We start from the raw sequence: 14,666 nt of genomic DNA, 5'->3' as shown, positions 1-14,666 counted from the left end.
GCTCAGACAAAGAATGCCTCCGCTTATTAGGGTTGAGGTAGAACCTCGTCATCTACATTCCGAGAGTCTGGCTGGGAACGAGAAAATACAAGGTTGGGTTAAGCGACAGCACAACCCAATAAATGCGTTAGGTTATGCCTACTCTTCGAGGCACTTACTAAATCTTAATTGAAGCACGAACCAGATATACGTATAAAACATCACAGGATTTTCTCTTTTGCCGAACTCATGTTCTATAGGTACAATACCTGATGCTCTATCAAGCAAGAAGAACCAATCAACAGGAAGATGCCCTAATGGTGCTTTCATATCAAAAGTAAGGTCTTCGTAATAGATCCAGTAACCATTGTCTCGCCAACCTAAAAGCTCTCCAAGTTTCTCCATATCTTTCATATCTTGAATTTTATTTTCCCAAGCTACTTTGCGTTGAGCACTAAGTCCAAACCGTCCATCACTAAAGTGTCCCCACAACAGATCAATAATTTGGATATTTTCGCAGGGAATAGAGGCACAATACTCACATATCCGTTGGTAAGGCATATCATATAGTTCATTTATAGTGAAACTATCACCCAGGTAATCAAAGCTCACTACATCATAGAGACTGCTTTGCTCTTGTTTCATTAACAATTCTGTTGTTTCTTTATCTGCTTTTTTCCATTGTCCCGTGGCCAGATAATTTGCCAGCTTTTTATACTTCTCTGGAATTTGCATCTGTTTACGCCCTTGGATGCGAGGAGTATTTGTACTTATCACGCCAATTAAAGTTCCCATAGCAAATGTCAAAGCCTCAATCCATTTACCTTCGAGTAAAGAGCTAATTATAAGAAAGCCACCAAGCCCCACAACAATACATTTGATTAATGATTGGAAATATTTTTGCACTAGCTTACCCTCACACTTGTTTACCGATAATTGTCCGTCGAATTTTTATTTATTGATTTCATCCAACTCAAACAACAATTTTGAAATTGTTAATGCTACAATAAACAAATAATTACTTGCTATCATATCATGATGATTACTCAAGCACTAGAATTGCAACCTAATATCTCAGAAGATATTATTTTCCCACCCAGTGATTTATATAGTGATGAACCTCCCGTGGAAACAGAACTGCATCTCGAACAAATAATGATCTTAATAAAATCTCTTAAATGGTTATGGAAAGAGAGAACTGATTTTTATGCTGTAGGAAATCTGAGTATTTACTATAGTCCGCATCAAAAAAATCAGAAGATGTGAGAGGTCCAGATTTTTTCGTGGTTTTAGGGACGGAACGCAAAATTAGAAAAAGTTGGGTAGTGTGGGATGAAAATGGCAAATATCCTAACTTAATTGTGGAGATTCTTTCACCAACTACGGCTAAAACTGATAGAGAAACTAAAAAAGAACTTTATCAAGAGACTTTCCGCACACCTGAATATTTTTGGTTTGATCCTTATACCTTGGAATTTGTAGGTTTTTATTTAATACATGGGAAATATCAACCTGTAGAACCTAATGAAAAAGGACATTTATGGAGTGAAGAATTGGGTTTATATTTAGGAATTGATCAGGGTTTGTTAAGGTATTTTACATCAGATGGAACTTTAGTTCCTACACCTGAAGAAAGTGCAGAAATTGAAGCTGAAAGAGCAGAAATTGAAGCTAAAAGAGCCGCTATGGAATCTGAAAGAGCAGAAATTGAAGCTAAAAGAGCCGCTATGGAATCCGAAAAATCCAAACGTTTAGCAGCAAAGTTGAGGGAGTTAAATATTGATCCAGATACCATTTAATCAAAAATAACTGGTAGGTTGGGTTGAACAATAGTAAAACCCAACATTAACATCCTATAAATCCTAAAATCCTGGACATCCTGATTCTGACAAATTCCATCAACAACCCAACATCAACATAATAAATCAAATTCTGTAAATCCTAAAATCCTGGACATCCTGATTCTGACAGTTGATTATTTAGCGATAGTCCCGTCAGGTATACGCTATCGCACTTGGGAATGTTAGCAATAAACTATGTTTGCAATTAACATATTTATTTTGGGTTTAAGTATAGGCTAATAAACAATTAAAAATGCAAAATAAAAAATTCAAAATCAAGAGCAGAAGTTTTGAATTTTACATTTTTTTTGTTTATTTGAGGCGATCGCCACAAACAACCCAACATGAAAACCAACTTAACCCAGGAAATACAGCAGATAAATCTGCGTTTGAAGTCTGCAAAGATCAGAGTAACAATTCGAGAATCAAATGGATGTCTGCAATTACGGGCAACTTTACCCCTGAAACCAGGTGATGCAGACATTAACAAAACAGGTAAAAAACAGTACAACCTCAGTTTAAACATTCCTGCCAACTTAGATGGACTGAAAACTGCTGAAGAAGAGGCTTATGAATTAGGAAAGTTAATTGCTAGAAAAAGTTTTGTTTGGAATGATAAATATTTGGGAAATGAGGCAATTAAAAAGGATTTACGAACTATTGGTGAGTTATTGGCAAGGTTTGAAGATGAATATTTTAAAACCCATAAACGCACGACTAAAAGTAAACATACTTTTTTCTATTATTTTTCTCGAATTAAGCGTTATACAAATGCTGATGATTTGGCAAATGGGGAAGTTTTGATTAATGCGATTGATAAGATAGATAAGGAATGGGCTAAATATAATGCTGTGAGGGCTATTTCTGTTTTTTGTCAACTTTTTAACATTGAGATTAATTTAACTAATTATTCTAAAGTTCCTGAAAGTAATTCTCGCAATGTTCCTACTGATAAGGATATAGTTACTGGATTTTATAAGTTTGATGAATATTTGCATAATCGAGGTAAGCAAGTTAATCAAGATGTTAAAGATAGTTGGAAATTATGGCGTTGGACTTATGGAATGTTGGCGGTTTTTGGTTTACGTCCCAGGGAGCTTTTTGTAAATCCTCATATTGATTGGTGGTTGAGTGATGAAAATGTAGATTTAACTTGGAAGGTTGATAAAGATTGTAAAACTGGTGAAAGGGAAGCTTTACCTTTATATAAGGAATGGATTGATAAATTTGATTTAAGAAATCCGAAATATTTGGAAATGTTGGCTATAGCAATTAGTAAAAAAGACCAGAATAATCATGCGGAAATCACGGCTTTAATTCAAAGAGTGAGTTGGTGGTTTAGAAAAATCGGGTTGGATTTTAAACCCTATGATTTACGTCATGGTTGGGCAATTCGAGCGCATATTTTGGGAGTTCCTATTAAAGCTGCGGCGGATAATTTGGGTCATAGTGTGCAGATTCATACGAAAACTTATCAACGTTGGTTTTCTTTGGATATGCGGAAGTTAGCAATTAATCAGGCTTTGAGTAAACGGAATGAGGTTGAAGTAATTAAGGATGAGAATTTGGTTTTGAAAATGGAGAATGAAAGGTTGAAGATTGAGATGGAGAAGTTGAGAATGGAAGTGGTTTATAAAAGGAGTTAATTTTTGTTAATCAATAATATCATTTGTGTAAAAGGTGATATACTTCATTTGTTTAAAGTTGACAGATATCTGCATTCCACAACTTATGCTCCCACATTTTATGAAAGAAAATATTATGGAAAATTTGTTGATTGGTTTTATGTTCCTTATTATTTGGCTTAATTGGAGGCAGGGCTATATTAAAGATATTATTGCTCATATTGAAAAAAATGAGAATTTGAAGTTATCAATTATAAGTATATCTCTTATTTCTTTACCGCTTGGACTAAATCACCTACATGATTTAGATCATCTTGTATATTTACTGCCTCCGGCAGCTTTAATATCTTTAATTGTTAAAGAATCAGTTGATTTGTTCAAAGAAAAAAACAAGGAGTATGAAATTAAATCGGCAATTTGGGGAGAACTTTATAGCAACTATGATTCTCTAGTGTCTTTTGTTAAAACTTATAGAATACTGAAATCAATGACTGAGAAAGAATTTAACTCAAAATTCTATAAAAGTATTGCTTCAAAATGGAGTAATGATGTCTATAAAAGCAATAAATACAAGATTTTTTCTTGGAATCTCTATAACATAAATGTTATTAACGATATCAAAGAAATACATGAAAGAATGGAAGTTACAATTTCTCAAGCTGAGGATGAAATTGAACCATTTAATGATGATAGCTTTGTTATTCCTTTCATAGAAGATGCCTTACATGATTTAAGACACTTATTGCTACAAATGGATGAGCAAAAAGCTAAAATCATGTTTCTAAATAATGCTTCCTATGTAAAAGATTAGTCTATTCTAGATAACATCACTATGTACTTTGTGTTCATCTAAAAAATTATGTAAATTGGAGTTTAAAATTATGTCACCAAATCAAGGTAAATCAGAACAAAGTGAAGTTGATATTTTTATTGCTAATCGGATTTTTCCTGATGCAACCTCATTATTCGCTAATGTACTCAAGCCAGTTGAAGATATCAAAGATAATGCAATTATTGTCCTCGATACAAATACTTTACTTGTTCCATATACGACAGGCACAAATAGCCTTAATCAGATTCAAAAGATATACAGAGAGTTAGTACAAAATAATCGTCTAATAATACCAGCGCAAGCTGCTAGAGAATTTGTTAAGAATAGACCTACTAAGATAGCAGAAGTTTACCAACAATTAACTCGAAAGAATTCATCACAACATAAATTTGATATAGGAAAGTACCCACTTCTTGAGTCATTAGAAGCATATAAAGAAACTCTTGAGATTGAAAAAGAAATTAATGAACTTATTAAAAAATACACGAAAGCTATTAGCTCTGTAATAGATCATATTAGTGGGTGGACTTGGAATGATCCAGTTAGTTTAATTTACGCTGAAATTTTTAATAAAAGTGTAATTATAGAGCCAGAAATTGATCAAAATAAAGTCAAAGAAGATTTGAAAAACCTCATATTGCATAAAAATCCACCGGGTTATAAGGATGGAGGTAAGCCAGACTTAGGAATTGGTGATCTTCTAATCTGGCTGACGATATTAGAAATTGGAAAATCGAATAAAAGCCACGTTATCTTTGTTTCAGGCGAAGAGAAGCATGATTGGTTTTATAGATCCGAGAAAAAAGCTTTATATCCGAGATATGAACTTGTAGATGAATTTAGGCGCAATACCCGTGAATGAAATTGTCAAACTGCTTGTGGGGGAAGGATTTTCAAGTCTTTTTCTATATCTCTGATTTCAGATTTATGGGAAGAGTTTTTGCGCTTGAATTTGGACATTTTAATTTTGACAACACGGGGATTAATACGTTTTCGTCGGGGGCGATCAATTTCAGACTGGGAAATTAATGATAATAAATATTGATGTTGAATTTCTCGTAATTTTAAGGATGAATGGCTGATGAGTTGTACTAAATCTATAACTAGTTGCAAAGATTCAAGAAAACTAAGGAGTAAAGGATTTTTATTATATTCGTTAGCAGATTGGTAAATTAAATCGCGGAGTAGATTATAAGCAATTAACATAGCATAAAGTTCTTGTTCGACTAATTCAGATGTTTTGCTCCGAAAAATAGTGGGCATTTGTCCTTTGAGCGTAGCACATTGATGTGTTTTTATTTCACAGAAACTAATTTCCACCTCCCATCTGCAATGATAGTGAATAATTAATTCTTTGGCAGAAATATTAGGGTCAATAATACTAGTAACTAAACGACGAGGGAGAAAACCAGGAATTTGATATTCAATAACTCGGACAATGATACTTTCCTGATTCCATTGTTTATGCGATTCTGTAGATTTTTCTAAATTGAGAATTTTGCCATTAATTTCTGATAAATAACTTCCATCTGGATATCTAGCCATGTATCCATCTGGCAAACGAGAATCAGAGATAACAGGTAGTTTAACATTAGAAGCTACCCTAAGTAAAAAGTCGCATTCTTTTGTACGAATACTAAAAATAGTTGCAAAGGAATATAAACCAGCATCTAATAAAAATAATAAGTTTTTCTGGTTAAATTGTGCCAGTAATTTAGTCATTAAAGTCCTTTCACCAGTTCCTTTACCTTGGCTCGAACCATAGGTAAAATCTAGGATCAGGCGTGTTGATGCTGATATTAATGTGACTATTCTCAGCATGGGAAAAGCACTTTCTCCTCGACCACATTTAGACTTCCCAAATTTATCACGATTACTTTCAGTATCAGGTGTCGTACCTGTGGAACCATCAAATATTACTGTAGTCCATTTATGAAAGTCATATTTCAATGTTGTCAAACTAGAAGTGAGTTTTTTAAATATTAGTTGAAAAACTGTTAATCCTATACGAACTCTGGCATGACTCATAGCACCTTCAGAAATAAGTTGTTTTGGTAGACAACAGGATAACCACCTCAATCCTGATATCATCCAATCCATTATTCCTAAATAACTTAAATCACGACGGATAGTGGAGAGAATTACAAACCAAATGACAAACGTTGGTACTAGAATCGTTCCTTGACGACATTTACTTGATGAAACACTCGCCAAAGATTCTTTGATAATAGTTGATAAATGTTTTGCAATTGGTTGCAGATCATATTCTGTCGTAAACTGAGTAAGCATCTGATGATGTTCTTTTTGAATTCCCATACAAAACTGTCAAGGATGACTTGAAATAAACTCTTATAAAGCTTAAATATTCTTTCATATTTTGTCAATATATACTATCAGGCTACTCATTTTGGAGCAGGAATAAAAATTCTCGACGAAAAAAATGACACATTTATGATTTTTTAAATTTGATTTCAAATAATTGACAAGATTGATGATTTATAAATTCAAGAAAAATCTCATGATCATATAATTTTAGATACATTTTGCCTGGAGTTTAGACTAAACTGAAGTTATTTTTATGCCTTAATATTTGCAGAATTAATATTAGTAATTATTTGTAGGCTATTAATTTCATTCACGGGTATTGAATTTAGGCGAGAAACAGAGGGATGTTCATTCCATATTATATCCTTCTCGCGCTTACTAGATTTATATGGTGCAGATGAAGATGTAGTAGAAGAAATTCGTATGGAGGAAAATAGGCTTTTCAATTCTGCAACTCATCATCCTCAAGAACGAGACTATTGGTATGAGGAAATTGAACTTGAAACTATTGATGGTCAAAAAGTCACTCAAGAAACATATCTTCTCCGTGTCTATCCCGAAAAATTTAATGGCTATGATGCCTATATGGACATACCTATGTCCTGTAATCTTCATATTATAAAAGTATTCTCAGCTCGTTTAAACAAAACATGGAAAGTTGTGTTTGGACCCGTCGAATCTCCCATCACAGGTATCTTTAGAGGTGACTATACCAGTAATAACCCACCTGCCTGGATATTTGGACTAAGTTTGCTTACTGAGTAAACTGTCATTTAGGGTAGTCGCAAATAGCGATCGCACTTTTCTAAATCCCCAAGAGCGATCGCACAATCATGAAACTTGTGGAAAAATAGAAATATAAAATTCTCTCTACCATGACAATTATGAACGCCATAGAACTATTTCCTACCCTGCGAAATCTAAATCGTGCAGACAAACTAAAAGTAATGCAGTTTCTAGTTTCCGAATTATCTAGAGATGAAGAACCATCATTAGAACAGGGAGCAACCTATTCTATTTTATCACCGCTTAATTCCCATGCAGCCGCACATCAACTTGCCCAACTACTAGAAGCGGACGAACAAAAGTAAAATGGCTAAAACTCAAAGATTTTCCTTTACAGAAGGATATGATACCTTTGGTGTTCCCGATGCTCTGCCAAAGTTACCATTAACACTCACTTATCGTAACTCATCAGTAGATGTTTCTGGTTTATTAGATACTGGCGCAAGTGTTAACGTTCTCCCATACAGTGTAGGTATTCAGATAGGTGCAATTTGGGAGGAACAAACTACTTCTGTGATATTGGCTGGCAATTTAGCACCAGTAGAGGCAAGAGGTTTACTAGTATCTGCCCAGATTGGATCATTTGAGCCTGTGCGCTTAGTTTTTGCGTGGTGCTTATCTGATGATGTACCTTTATTACTAGGGCGTATGAATTTCTTTTTAGAATTTGATGTGTGTTTTTACCGTGCAGATTTGGCTTTTGAGGTACATTCAAGAAAAGAATAATGCAAAGTTTAAACATCAATCAAACTATCACCACTTGGTCATCCATTGCCGAAAATGTTTTTGTCCCTCACACAGAAGCAGAATATGAATACTTGGTTAACATACTTGATGCTCTCATTGATCAAATTGGTGAAGATGAAACCCATCCTCTCGCATCGCTTATGGAAGTTATTGGTGCATTAATTGAAAACTATGAAAATGAACATATTCCTGAATTATTGTAAAATATTTACGGAAAAACAGCCCCCTGAGTCCGACCATTTTGAGTACGCAGATCATACTAAATATCCATAATATAGAATGTCAACGAAACATTTATTGATTCTATGGCATATTAATATCATCTTCATTTTTAGATTGTTGCGTATTCTCTATCAAACTTGAACTTACTTTACCAACAGAACTTGCAACTATTATGGGAACCGCAAATCCTCCCCCAAATAAAACAATTAATGACATAATGCTTTTGGTATTTATTTCCAACTGTGAACACCTATTTGGTAAAGCACAACTCATCGGTCCAATAGCAAAAGCAAACCAAGAAGAAAAAGATAAGCACAACGGAAAACAAAAGATGAAGACTAAACAACCAGATAGAAAACCAGGCAATTTGTTATTTTGATTCGTCATAAAATGTTTAATTTTTTCAAAAGGTAATTCTATCTACGTAGAAAATACTAGGATTATTTTAAACGACTATTTGCACTGCAAATTGTGAAAATAATATTAATAATTTGTGAGTATTCGTATGAGAGCGATCGCATCCTTTCTTACTTTGCGTCTTTGCTCCTTTGTACCTTTGCGCGAAACTTACCTAAAAATATCCTTTAATAACCTAAAAATAGTTGTAATTGTAGTTGCTATAATCAAAACAAACTTAAAAAAACTGATATGATAGCCATTCCCCAACAACCAGCAAAAATGACCATAGAGGAATATCTCTCATGGGAACTTGACCAGGATATTCGCTATGAATACATCAACGGCGAAGTTTTCGCCATGACCGGTGGTACAATCCCTCATAATGATATTGCTCTAAATCTTTACAGACCTCTATATTCTCATCTCCGTCCTAGAGGTTGTCGAGTCAATGTATCAGATGTAAAAGTGCAAGTTACCCCTAAAAGCCCATACTTCTATCCTGATCTTATCGTTAGTTGTCACCCTGATGACCTTAATGCCCGCAAATTTATTCAAAACCCTAAATTGATTGTTGAAGTTCTTTCTCCTGGTACAAGTAATAAAGATAGAGGAGAAAAATTCAGATATTATTTAACAATGCCTAGTTTACAAGAATACATCTTGATTGATTCCGAAAAAATATCTGTTGAACGTTACTGTCGAGGAGAAGGAAGAATGTGGCTTTACTATCCCTACACTACTGGAGACATCATCACTTTATCAAGTATTGAATTTGAATTTCCCATAGAAATACTTTATGATGGTGTAGGATTGGAAATAGAAACGTAAAAATATGTTTCCAACATAAGTTTGATAAATGTCAGTTAAAATTTAATCCCTTATTAAAACTATGGCCAAGCGGAAAAAAAGCAATCTTCAATGGATTAAAGAAACCCTAGAATTAAGCCCAGATCATCGCTGGGAAGGACCTGATGATTATAAAATTTTTGTAGCTGGGAGGGGTGCGGTTCGCTTCAATGTTCCCCAAAATTGGGTATTTGAACCACAAGAAAAATCTTTCAAGTTCATGGACAAAAAACCACCTGATGATGATTGTTGTTTAGAGGTATCTTACAATCATTTACCCCCGAATGACTGGACACTGTTTCCCCTTAAACACACTTTGAAGAAAATCATGGAAGATGATAGCCGTGATGTGATTGAAAGGGGAGAAGTAATTACTGTTAGGCGACAAACAGCCAGAATAATGTGGTGTCAAATTAAATTTATTGACACTCAAACCGAACCCAGAGAAGCTTTTTCGCGGACTTGTGTGGGTTTAGGTTCAAATATTCAATGTTTAATTACCTTTGATTATTGGGCAGATCAAGCAGAGCAATTAATACCGATTTGGGATGAAGTTATGCGGAGTTTGACACTAGGATTATATATCAGAGATCCGAGAACTGGTTTAGCTTTCCCAGATTAAAATGCTGAAAAAACAACCTCAGCTTGAGTTTCTTCAACACGAGTGGAGGTTTTTTGTTTGACAGTAGGTAAACCATTACACAGATTATTGACACTCCCCGGTCTAAAGACACGGAGATTCTTGGTTCAATGAGGCCACTTAAACTAGATTCCTTGCGTTTTCTAGCGAGCGAGGTGGGACTCTCCCCAAGCGTTAAAGCCTCGACTCCGCTCGGCTTTAACCCTGAGCGAAGCCGAAGGGTTAACTTTCGGTCTGCCCGACCGTAGTTGCATTAATGCAAGTCCTGTTTAGCTGGAAACGATTTGTTTCAAAATTCTGATTCGTGTTTCGACTTCGCTCAACACAAGTCCAGTTCCTATAAATCTTTTACCTACTGCTAGGAAGAAACTAGAACAATGCAGTAGAACCGCATAAATTTAATTGTCAAGGTACAGATTATCGTTAGGTAGTTAGGTTTTTAGACAGGTTGATTACCTTTCCTGTTACAAATAGTATAACACCATAAGTCACTGGGGGATAAATCCCCCACGTGACTTTCAGTCCATTTTCTTGTAATTCAATATTCATGGCAAATCCCACCGCAACTCTAGAAACTTCCCTTGGTACTATCACTCTTGAGCTATTCACCGACGTTATGCCCATAACGGCGGGAAATTTCATCAAATTGGCCAAAAGTGGGTTTTATGATGGTCTGCATTTCCACCGTGTAATTAAAAATTTCATGGTGCAGTTTGGTTGTCCCTACAGCAAAGATCCTAGCTCTCCTCGTGCGGGTACAGGTAATAGTCCTGATGGTTGCATTCAAGATGAGCATCCTGAAGATGGAAAACTTTCTAACGAACCAGGAACTCTATCTATGGCTAATACGGGAAGACCTAATAGTGGTAGTTGCCAGTTTTTCATCAACACTGTCCACAATCACTATCTGGATTGGTTTACACCTGGTCAATCTAAACATCCTGTTTTCGGTCGAGTTACTGAAGGGATGGATGTATTAAAAGCCATTGAAACTACTCCCACAGGATCAGGCGATCGCCCCACAACTCCAGTTAAAATGATCAAAGTGACTATCCACGAATAAAATCAAAGATGAGTGTGGAGGTTTCTCCGCACTCTTGGGGCAAAATTCCCGATTTCTCATCAAAGAAATCCACAAAAAACCAATCCGATCAAACAAATTAACCTTCTATTTCTTCTTCAGTAAAAATAGGAGGCCATAATTCAGAAACAGCTAATTCCCAACCGGGAAAAAGTTCTGGTAAAGTTAAAATATCGCCATTATTTAAAATAGTTGGTTCACCTTGATGACGATAAACTGTAACAGTTTCCTCATCAGGATCAATTAAAATTCCCATCACAGCACCTAATTTGATCAAGTTGAGAATTTTAGTAACTAAAGGTTTAATTCTATCACTTTGAGATTTAATTTCTACTACTAAATCTGGTACAAGTTCGCCAAAATAACGGGGACTTTGACGCAGACGCGCAGCCCGAACAAAAGAAACATCTGGTGCGGTGAGGTTGCTATCAGGTAAAATGAAACCACCAGCAGAATCAAATACTCTTCCTAAACGACGAGGATAAACCCAATTAGCTAATAGCCGACTAAAAAGAATACCAACTTCACTAGATACAATATCCGATGGACCCACGATAGAAATTCTCCCGTTTGTTAATTCAACATCGTAATCTAAACCAGCTTCACTAAAAGCGGTTTGGACTTGTTCTACATCTTTAATTGTCATAATTAACATAAAATCATCCTCCTAATATACAAATTTGGGGTAATTAAAACAAACACAATTTGATTTTAGATTTCGTTAAATTGTATCTGGATCAATATTTAACTCTCTCAATTTTGCAGCTAACCTTTGGGATCTTTCATTTGATATTTTCGCTTTTTCTGCTTCCATTGCTGCTCTTGTTGTTTCCATCTCTGCGCTTTCTTCCGGTGTAGGAACTAAAACTCCTGATGATGTAAAATATCTTAATAAACCTTCATAAATTCCTAAATATAACCCCAATTCTTCACTCCATAAATGTCCTTTTTCATTAGGTTTTAAGGGTTGATATTTGCCACTGATTAAATTAAATCCTGCAAATTCCAATGTATAAGGATCAAACCAAAAATAATCAGGTGTACGGAAAGTATCTTGATAAAGTATTTTTTTAGTTTCTCTATCAGTTTTAGCTGTGGTTGGTGAAAGAATTTCGACAATGACATGAGGATATTTGCCATTTTCTTCCCACACTACCCAACTTTTTCTAGTTTTTCGTTCTGTTCCTAAAACTACGAAAAAATCTGGACCTCTCACATCTTCTGATTTTTTTTGATGAGGACTATAGTAAATACTCAGATTTCCGACAGCGTAAAAATCTGTTCTCTCCTTCCATAACCATTTGAGAGATTTTATTAAGAGCATTATTTGTTCGAGATGCAGTTCTGTTTCCACAGGAGGTTCATCACTATATAGGTCACTGGGGGGAAAAATGATATCTTCTGATGTGTTAGTTTGTAATTCCAGTGCTTGAGTAATCATCATGTATGATACCAAGTAATTATTGATTTATTGTAGCATTAATTGTCAATTACTTTCACTGAATTATCGCAAATCTCTTAAACATTTGCCATAGCTTTTTGCCGTCATCCACACGATCTAAAAATTGCTCGACCAAAAGGAACTTACCTTAAGGGACTTCCAATTAAAAAAATACCCAAAAATTTCTTGTGGTGCGGGACGAAAAGCCCGCTAACCATCAAGGATGGGCATCCTGCCCGTCCCACAAAATTGGGTAATTTATTTTTTGGTGTTCCCTAAGAACAAGCCCCATATCTCATCAACCGCCTTGTCACCCGTTAAGCAGAAAATTAACACATATTGAAATGGCTAATCCTAGATCATTAAATGATAGCATAGATGATTACTTATGGTAACTATTTATATTAAATATTGGACTGATTTGGCACAAGGTTGTTAGATGTTGTGGAGACGTTTTTTTAACTTCCCCTTTGATATTTCTTCTTAGTATGCATACCAACCCCTTTAAACAATTACAAGTCAATCTTTCTGTAACCGCTGCTACTATAGCGTTGTTGGTTACTGCGCCATTGATGGCTCATGGTCAAGTTAATAGTACCACCACTAAGCCGTCCTCATCAAATTCTAAGACATCAGTAGTTAATATATCCATTACTGAGGCTGAAGTGCTGGCTGCTCAAAAAGCCTGGGGTGAAGCACTGGTTTCCATCAGTACCACCTATGATGAAAAGGGGATAGCCGCTGCTAGAACATTGGCTGACAATATAATAGATCAAGCATATGCTTATCAATCGGGATTGGTGTTGTTCAAGCCAACCTTGGCAGGTGGAGACGAGACCTTCCGCACGACACACAAAGGAGCTTTGTCTTATTTTGTGGGTGGTGATTCCTCCTTCCCTAAAGATACTGGTTTTGCTCTCAAAGGATGGCGAAAGGTGGAAATTCGCAACGCTGGTATTTTTATTGTCGGTAATACTGCTACCACTATGGGTAATGTTTCCATAACTGATAAAACAGGTAAAGTCACAACAGTAGATAAAACCTGGCAGTTTGTTAGAGGTGGTGATGGTAAATTGCGTATTATTCTACACCATTCTTCTCTGCCCTATAGTCCAAAATAAACATGGAATAGATCCCCAACTTCTCTAAGAAGTAAGGGATCTAAATTAAATTGTATCTGGATCAATATTTAATTCTCGCAACTTTGCTGCTAACCGTTGAACTTTTTCATCAGAGATTTCTGCTCTCTGGGCTTCAAATTCTGCACTTTCTTCCGGTGTGGGAACTAAATCTCCATCTGGTGTAAAATACCTTAATAAACCCTGAACAATTCCTAAATATAAACCTAATTCTTGACTCCATAAATGTCCCTTTTCATTCGGTTCTACAGGTTGATATTTACCATGTATTAAATAAAAACCTGCAAATTCTAAAGTATAGGGATCAAACCAAAAATACTCAGGTGTGCGGAAAGTATCTTGATAAAGTTCTTTTTTAGTTTCTCTATCAGTTTTAGCTGTGGTTGGTGAAAGAATTTCCACAATCAGGTTAGGATATTTACCATTTTCTTCCCACACAACCCAACTTTTTCTAGTTTTTCGTTCTGTTCCTAAAACTACGAAAAAATCTGGACCTCTCACATCTTCTGATTTTTTTTGATGAGGACTATAGTAAATACTTAGGTTTCCAACAGCATAAAAATCAGTTCTCTCTTTCCATAACCATTTGAGAGATTTTATTAAGAACATTATTTGTTCGAGATGCAGTTCTGTTTCCACGGGAGGTTCATCACTATATAGGTCACTGGGGGGGAAAATGATATCTTCTGATATATCTTCTAAGATGTTAGGTTGTAATTCCAGTGCTTGAGTAATCATCATGATATGATACCAAGTAATTATT

General features: G+C 35.3%; 16 protein-coding genes and 2 pseudogenes. 12 read left to right on the top strand and 6 right to left on the bottom strand.

All coding sequences use genetic code 11. The annotated features are described in order from the left end of the window. Nucleotides 1-138: 138 nt before the first annotated feature. On the bottom strand, nt 139-885 hold the full coding sequence (locus HGD76_RS02395; protein ID WP_168694855.1) for a GUN4 domain-containing protein: 747 nt from the start codon (nt 883-885) through the stop codon (nt 139-141). A 129-nt stretch (nt 886-1,014) separates the two neighbouring features. On the opposite strand from HGD76_RS02395, the pseudogene HGD76_RS02390 reads away from it, so the two are divergent. The 4 genes and pseudogenes from HGD76_RS02390 (at nt 1,015) to HGD76_RS02375 (ending at nt 5,139) form a co-directional block, all read left to right on the top strand. Further along, a pseudogene (locus HGD76_RS02390) lies at nt 1,015-1,778 on the top strand (Uma2 family endonuclease). A 383-nt stretch (nt 1,779-2,161) separates the two neighbouring features. Further along, nucleotides 2,162-3,466, top strand: a pseudogene (locus HGD76_RS02385) (site-specific integrase); the annotation flags it as partial. Between the two features lie 100 nt (nt 3,467-3,566). Then, nucleotides 3,567-4,256 carry a hypothetical protein gene (locus HGD76_RS02380; protein WP_168694853.1) on the top strand — a complete coding sequence of 230 codons (690 nt, stop codon included), beginning with the start codon at nt 3,567-3,569 and terminating at the stop codon, nt 4,254-4,256. 70 nt (nt 4,257-4,326) lie between these two features. Next, on the top strand, nt 4,327-5,139 hold the full coding sequence (locus tag HGD76_RS02375; protein ID WP_168694852.1) for a PIN domain-containing protein: 813 nt from the start codon (nt 4,327-4,329) through the stop codon (nt 5,137-5,139). Nucleotides 5,140-5,144: 5 nt separating this feature from the next. On the opposite strand, the gene HGD76_RS02370 is transcribed toward HGD76_RS02375, so the two are convergent. Continuing rightward, nucleotides 5,145-6,593 carry an IS4 family transposase gene (locus HGD76_RS02370; RefSeq protein ID WP_168694730.1) on the bottom strand — a complete coding sequence of 483 codons (1,449 nt, stop codon included), beginning with the start codon at nt 6,591-6,593 and terminating at the stop codon, nt 5,145-5,147. Between the two features lie 432 nt (nt 6,594-7,025). Here HGD76_RS02370 and HGD76_RS02365 point away from each other — a divergent pair, with 432 nt between their 5' ends. The 4 genes from HGD76_RS02365 (at nt 7,026) to HGD76_RS02350 (ending at nt 8,338) form a co-directional block, all read left to right on the top strand. Then, on the top strand, nt 7,026-7,367 hold the full coding sequence (locus HGD76_RS02365) for a hypothetical protein (RefSeq protein WP_168694851.1): 342 nt from the start codon (nt 7,026-7,028) through the stop codon (nt 7,365-7,367). 110 nt (nt 7,368-7,477) lie between these two features. Next, entirely contained in the window at nt 7,478-7,693 is a 216-nt protein-coding gene (locus HGD76_RS02360) for a hypothetical protein (RefSeq protein ID WP_371415533.1), read from the top strand. A 1-nt stretch (nt 7,694) separates the two neighbouring features. Next, complete coding sequence (locus HGD76_RS02355; protein ID WP_168694850.1) at nt 7,695-8,114, top strand: pepsin/retropepsin-like aspartic protease family protein; 420 nt, start codon at nt 7,695-7,697, stop codon at nt 8,112-8,114. Further along, a complete protein-coding gene (locus tag HGD76_RS02350) occupies nt 8,114-8,338 on the top strand; it encodes a hypothetical protein (protein ID WP_168694849.1) in 225 nt (74 codons plus the stop codon). The genes HGD76_RS02355 and HGD76_RS02350 overlap by 1 nt, the downstream gene beginning before the upstream one ends. Nucleotides 8,339-8,438: 100 nt before the next feature. On the opposite strand, the gene HGD76_RS02345 is transcribed toward HGD76_RS02350, so the two are convergent. After that, complete coding sequence (locus HGD76_RS02345; RefSeq protein ID WP_210967706.1) at nt 8,439-8,744, bottom strand: hypothetical protein; 306 nt, start codon at nt 8,742-8,744, stop codon at nt 8,439-8,441. Nucleotides 8,745-9,005: 261 nt separating this feature from the next. Here HGD76_RS02345 and HGD76_RS02340 point away from each other — a divergent pair, with 261 nt between their 5' ends. The 3 genes from HGD76_RS02340 to HGD76_RS02330 all read left to right on the top strand — a co-directional run bounded on the left by HGD76_RS02340 (nt 9,006) and on the right by HGD76_RS02330 (nt 11,305). Then, entirely contained in the window at nt 9,006-9,584 is a 579-nt protein-coding gene (locus tag HGD76_RS02340; RefSeq protein ID WP_168694848.1) for a Uma2 family endonuclease, read from the top strand. A gap of 61 nt (nt 9,585-9,645) precedes the next feature. Then, nucleotides 9,646-10,224 (top strand): Alr1449 family protein, encoded by a 579-nt coding sequence (locus HGD76_RS02335; RefSeq protein ID WP_168694847.1) that lies wholly within the window; start codon nt 9,646-9,648, stop codon nt 10,222-10,224. Nucleotides 10,225-10,789: 565 nt separating this feature from the next. Beyond that, nucleotides 10,790-11,305, top strand: a complete 516-nt coding sequence (locus HGD76_RS02330; RefSeq protein ID WP_168694846.1) for a peptidylprolyl isomerase — start codon at nt 10,790-10,792, stop codon at nt 11,303-11,305. Nucleotides 11,306-11,402: 97 nt separating this feature from the next. On the opposite strand, the gene HGD76_RS02325 is transcribed toward HGD76_RS02330, so the two are convergent. Both HGD76_RS02325 and HGD76_RS02320 read right to left on the bottom strand, forming a co-directional pair. Continuing rightward, entirely contained in the window at nt 11,403-11,978 is a 576-nt protein-coding gene (locus HGD76_RS02325; protein ID WP_168694845.1) for a Uma2 family endonuclease, read from the bottom strand. A gap of 66 nt (nt 11,979-12,044) precedes the next feature. Beyond that, entirely contained in the window at nt 12,045-12,767 is a 723-nt protein-coding gene (locus HGD76_RS02320; RefSeq protein ID WP_168694844.1) for a Uma2 family endonuclease, read from the bottom strand. A gap of 485 nt (nt 12,768-13,252) precedes the next feature. Here HGD76_RS02320 and HGD76_RS02315 point away from each other — a divergent pair, with 485 nt between their 5' ends. Beyond that, a complete protein-coding gene (locus HGD76_RS02315) occupies nt 13,253-13,885 on the top strand; it encodes a metal-independent carbonic anhydrase family protein (RefSeq protein ID WP_168694843.1) in 633 nt (210 codons plus the stop codon). A 45-nt stretch (nt 13,886-13,930) separates the two neighbouring features. Here the strand turns inward: HGD76_RS02315 and HGD76_RS02310 are convergent, their stop codons facing one another. Further along, on the bottom strand, nt 13,931-14,644 hold the full coding sequence (locus tag HGD76_RS02310) for a Uma2 family endonuclease (RefSeq protein WP_168694842.1): 714 nt from the start codon (nt 14,642-14,644) through the stop codon (nt 13,931-13,933). Nucleotides 14,645-14,666: the final 22 nt, after the last annotated feature.

This window comes from Dolichospermum flos-aquae CCAP 1403/13F (assembly GCF_012516395.1).
GTDB classification, from domain to species: Bacteria; Cyanobacteriota; Cyanobacteriia; order Cyanobacteriales; family Nostocaceae; genus Dolichospermum; species Dolichospermum lemmermannii.
The sequence above is the reverse complement of the archived record's forward strand: the minus strand, read 5'-3'. Positions and strand labels throughout refer to the sequence as shown.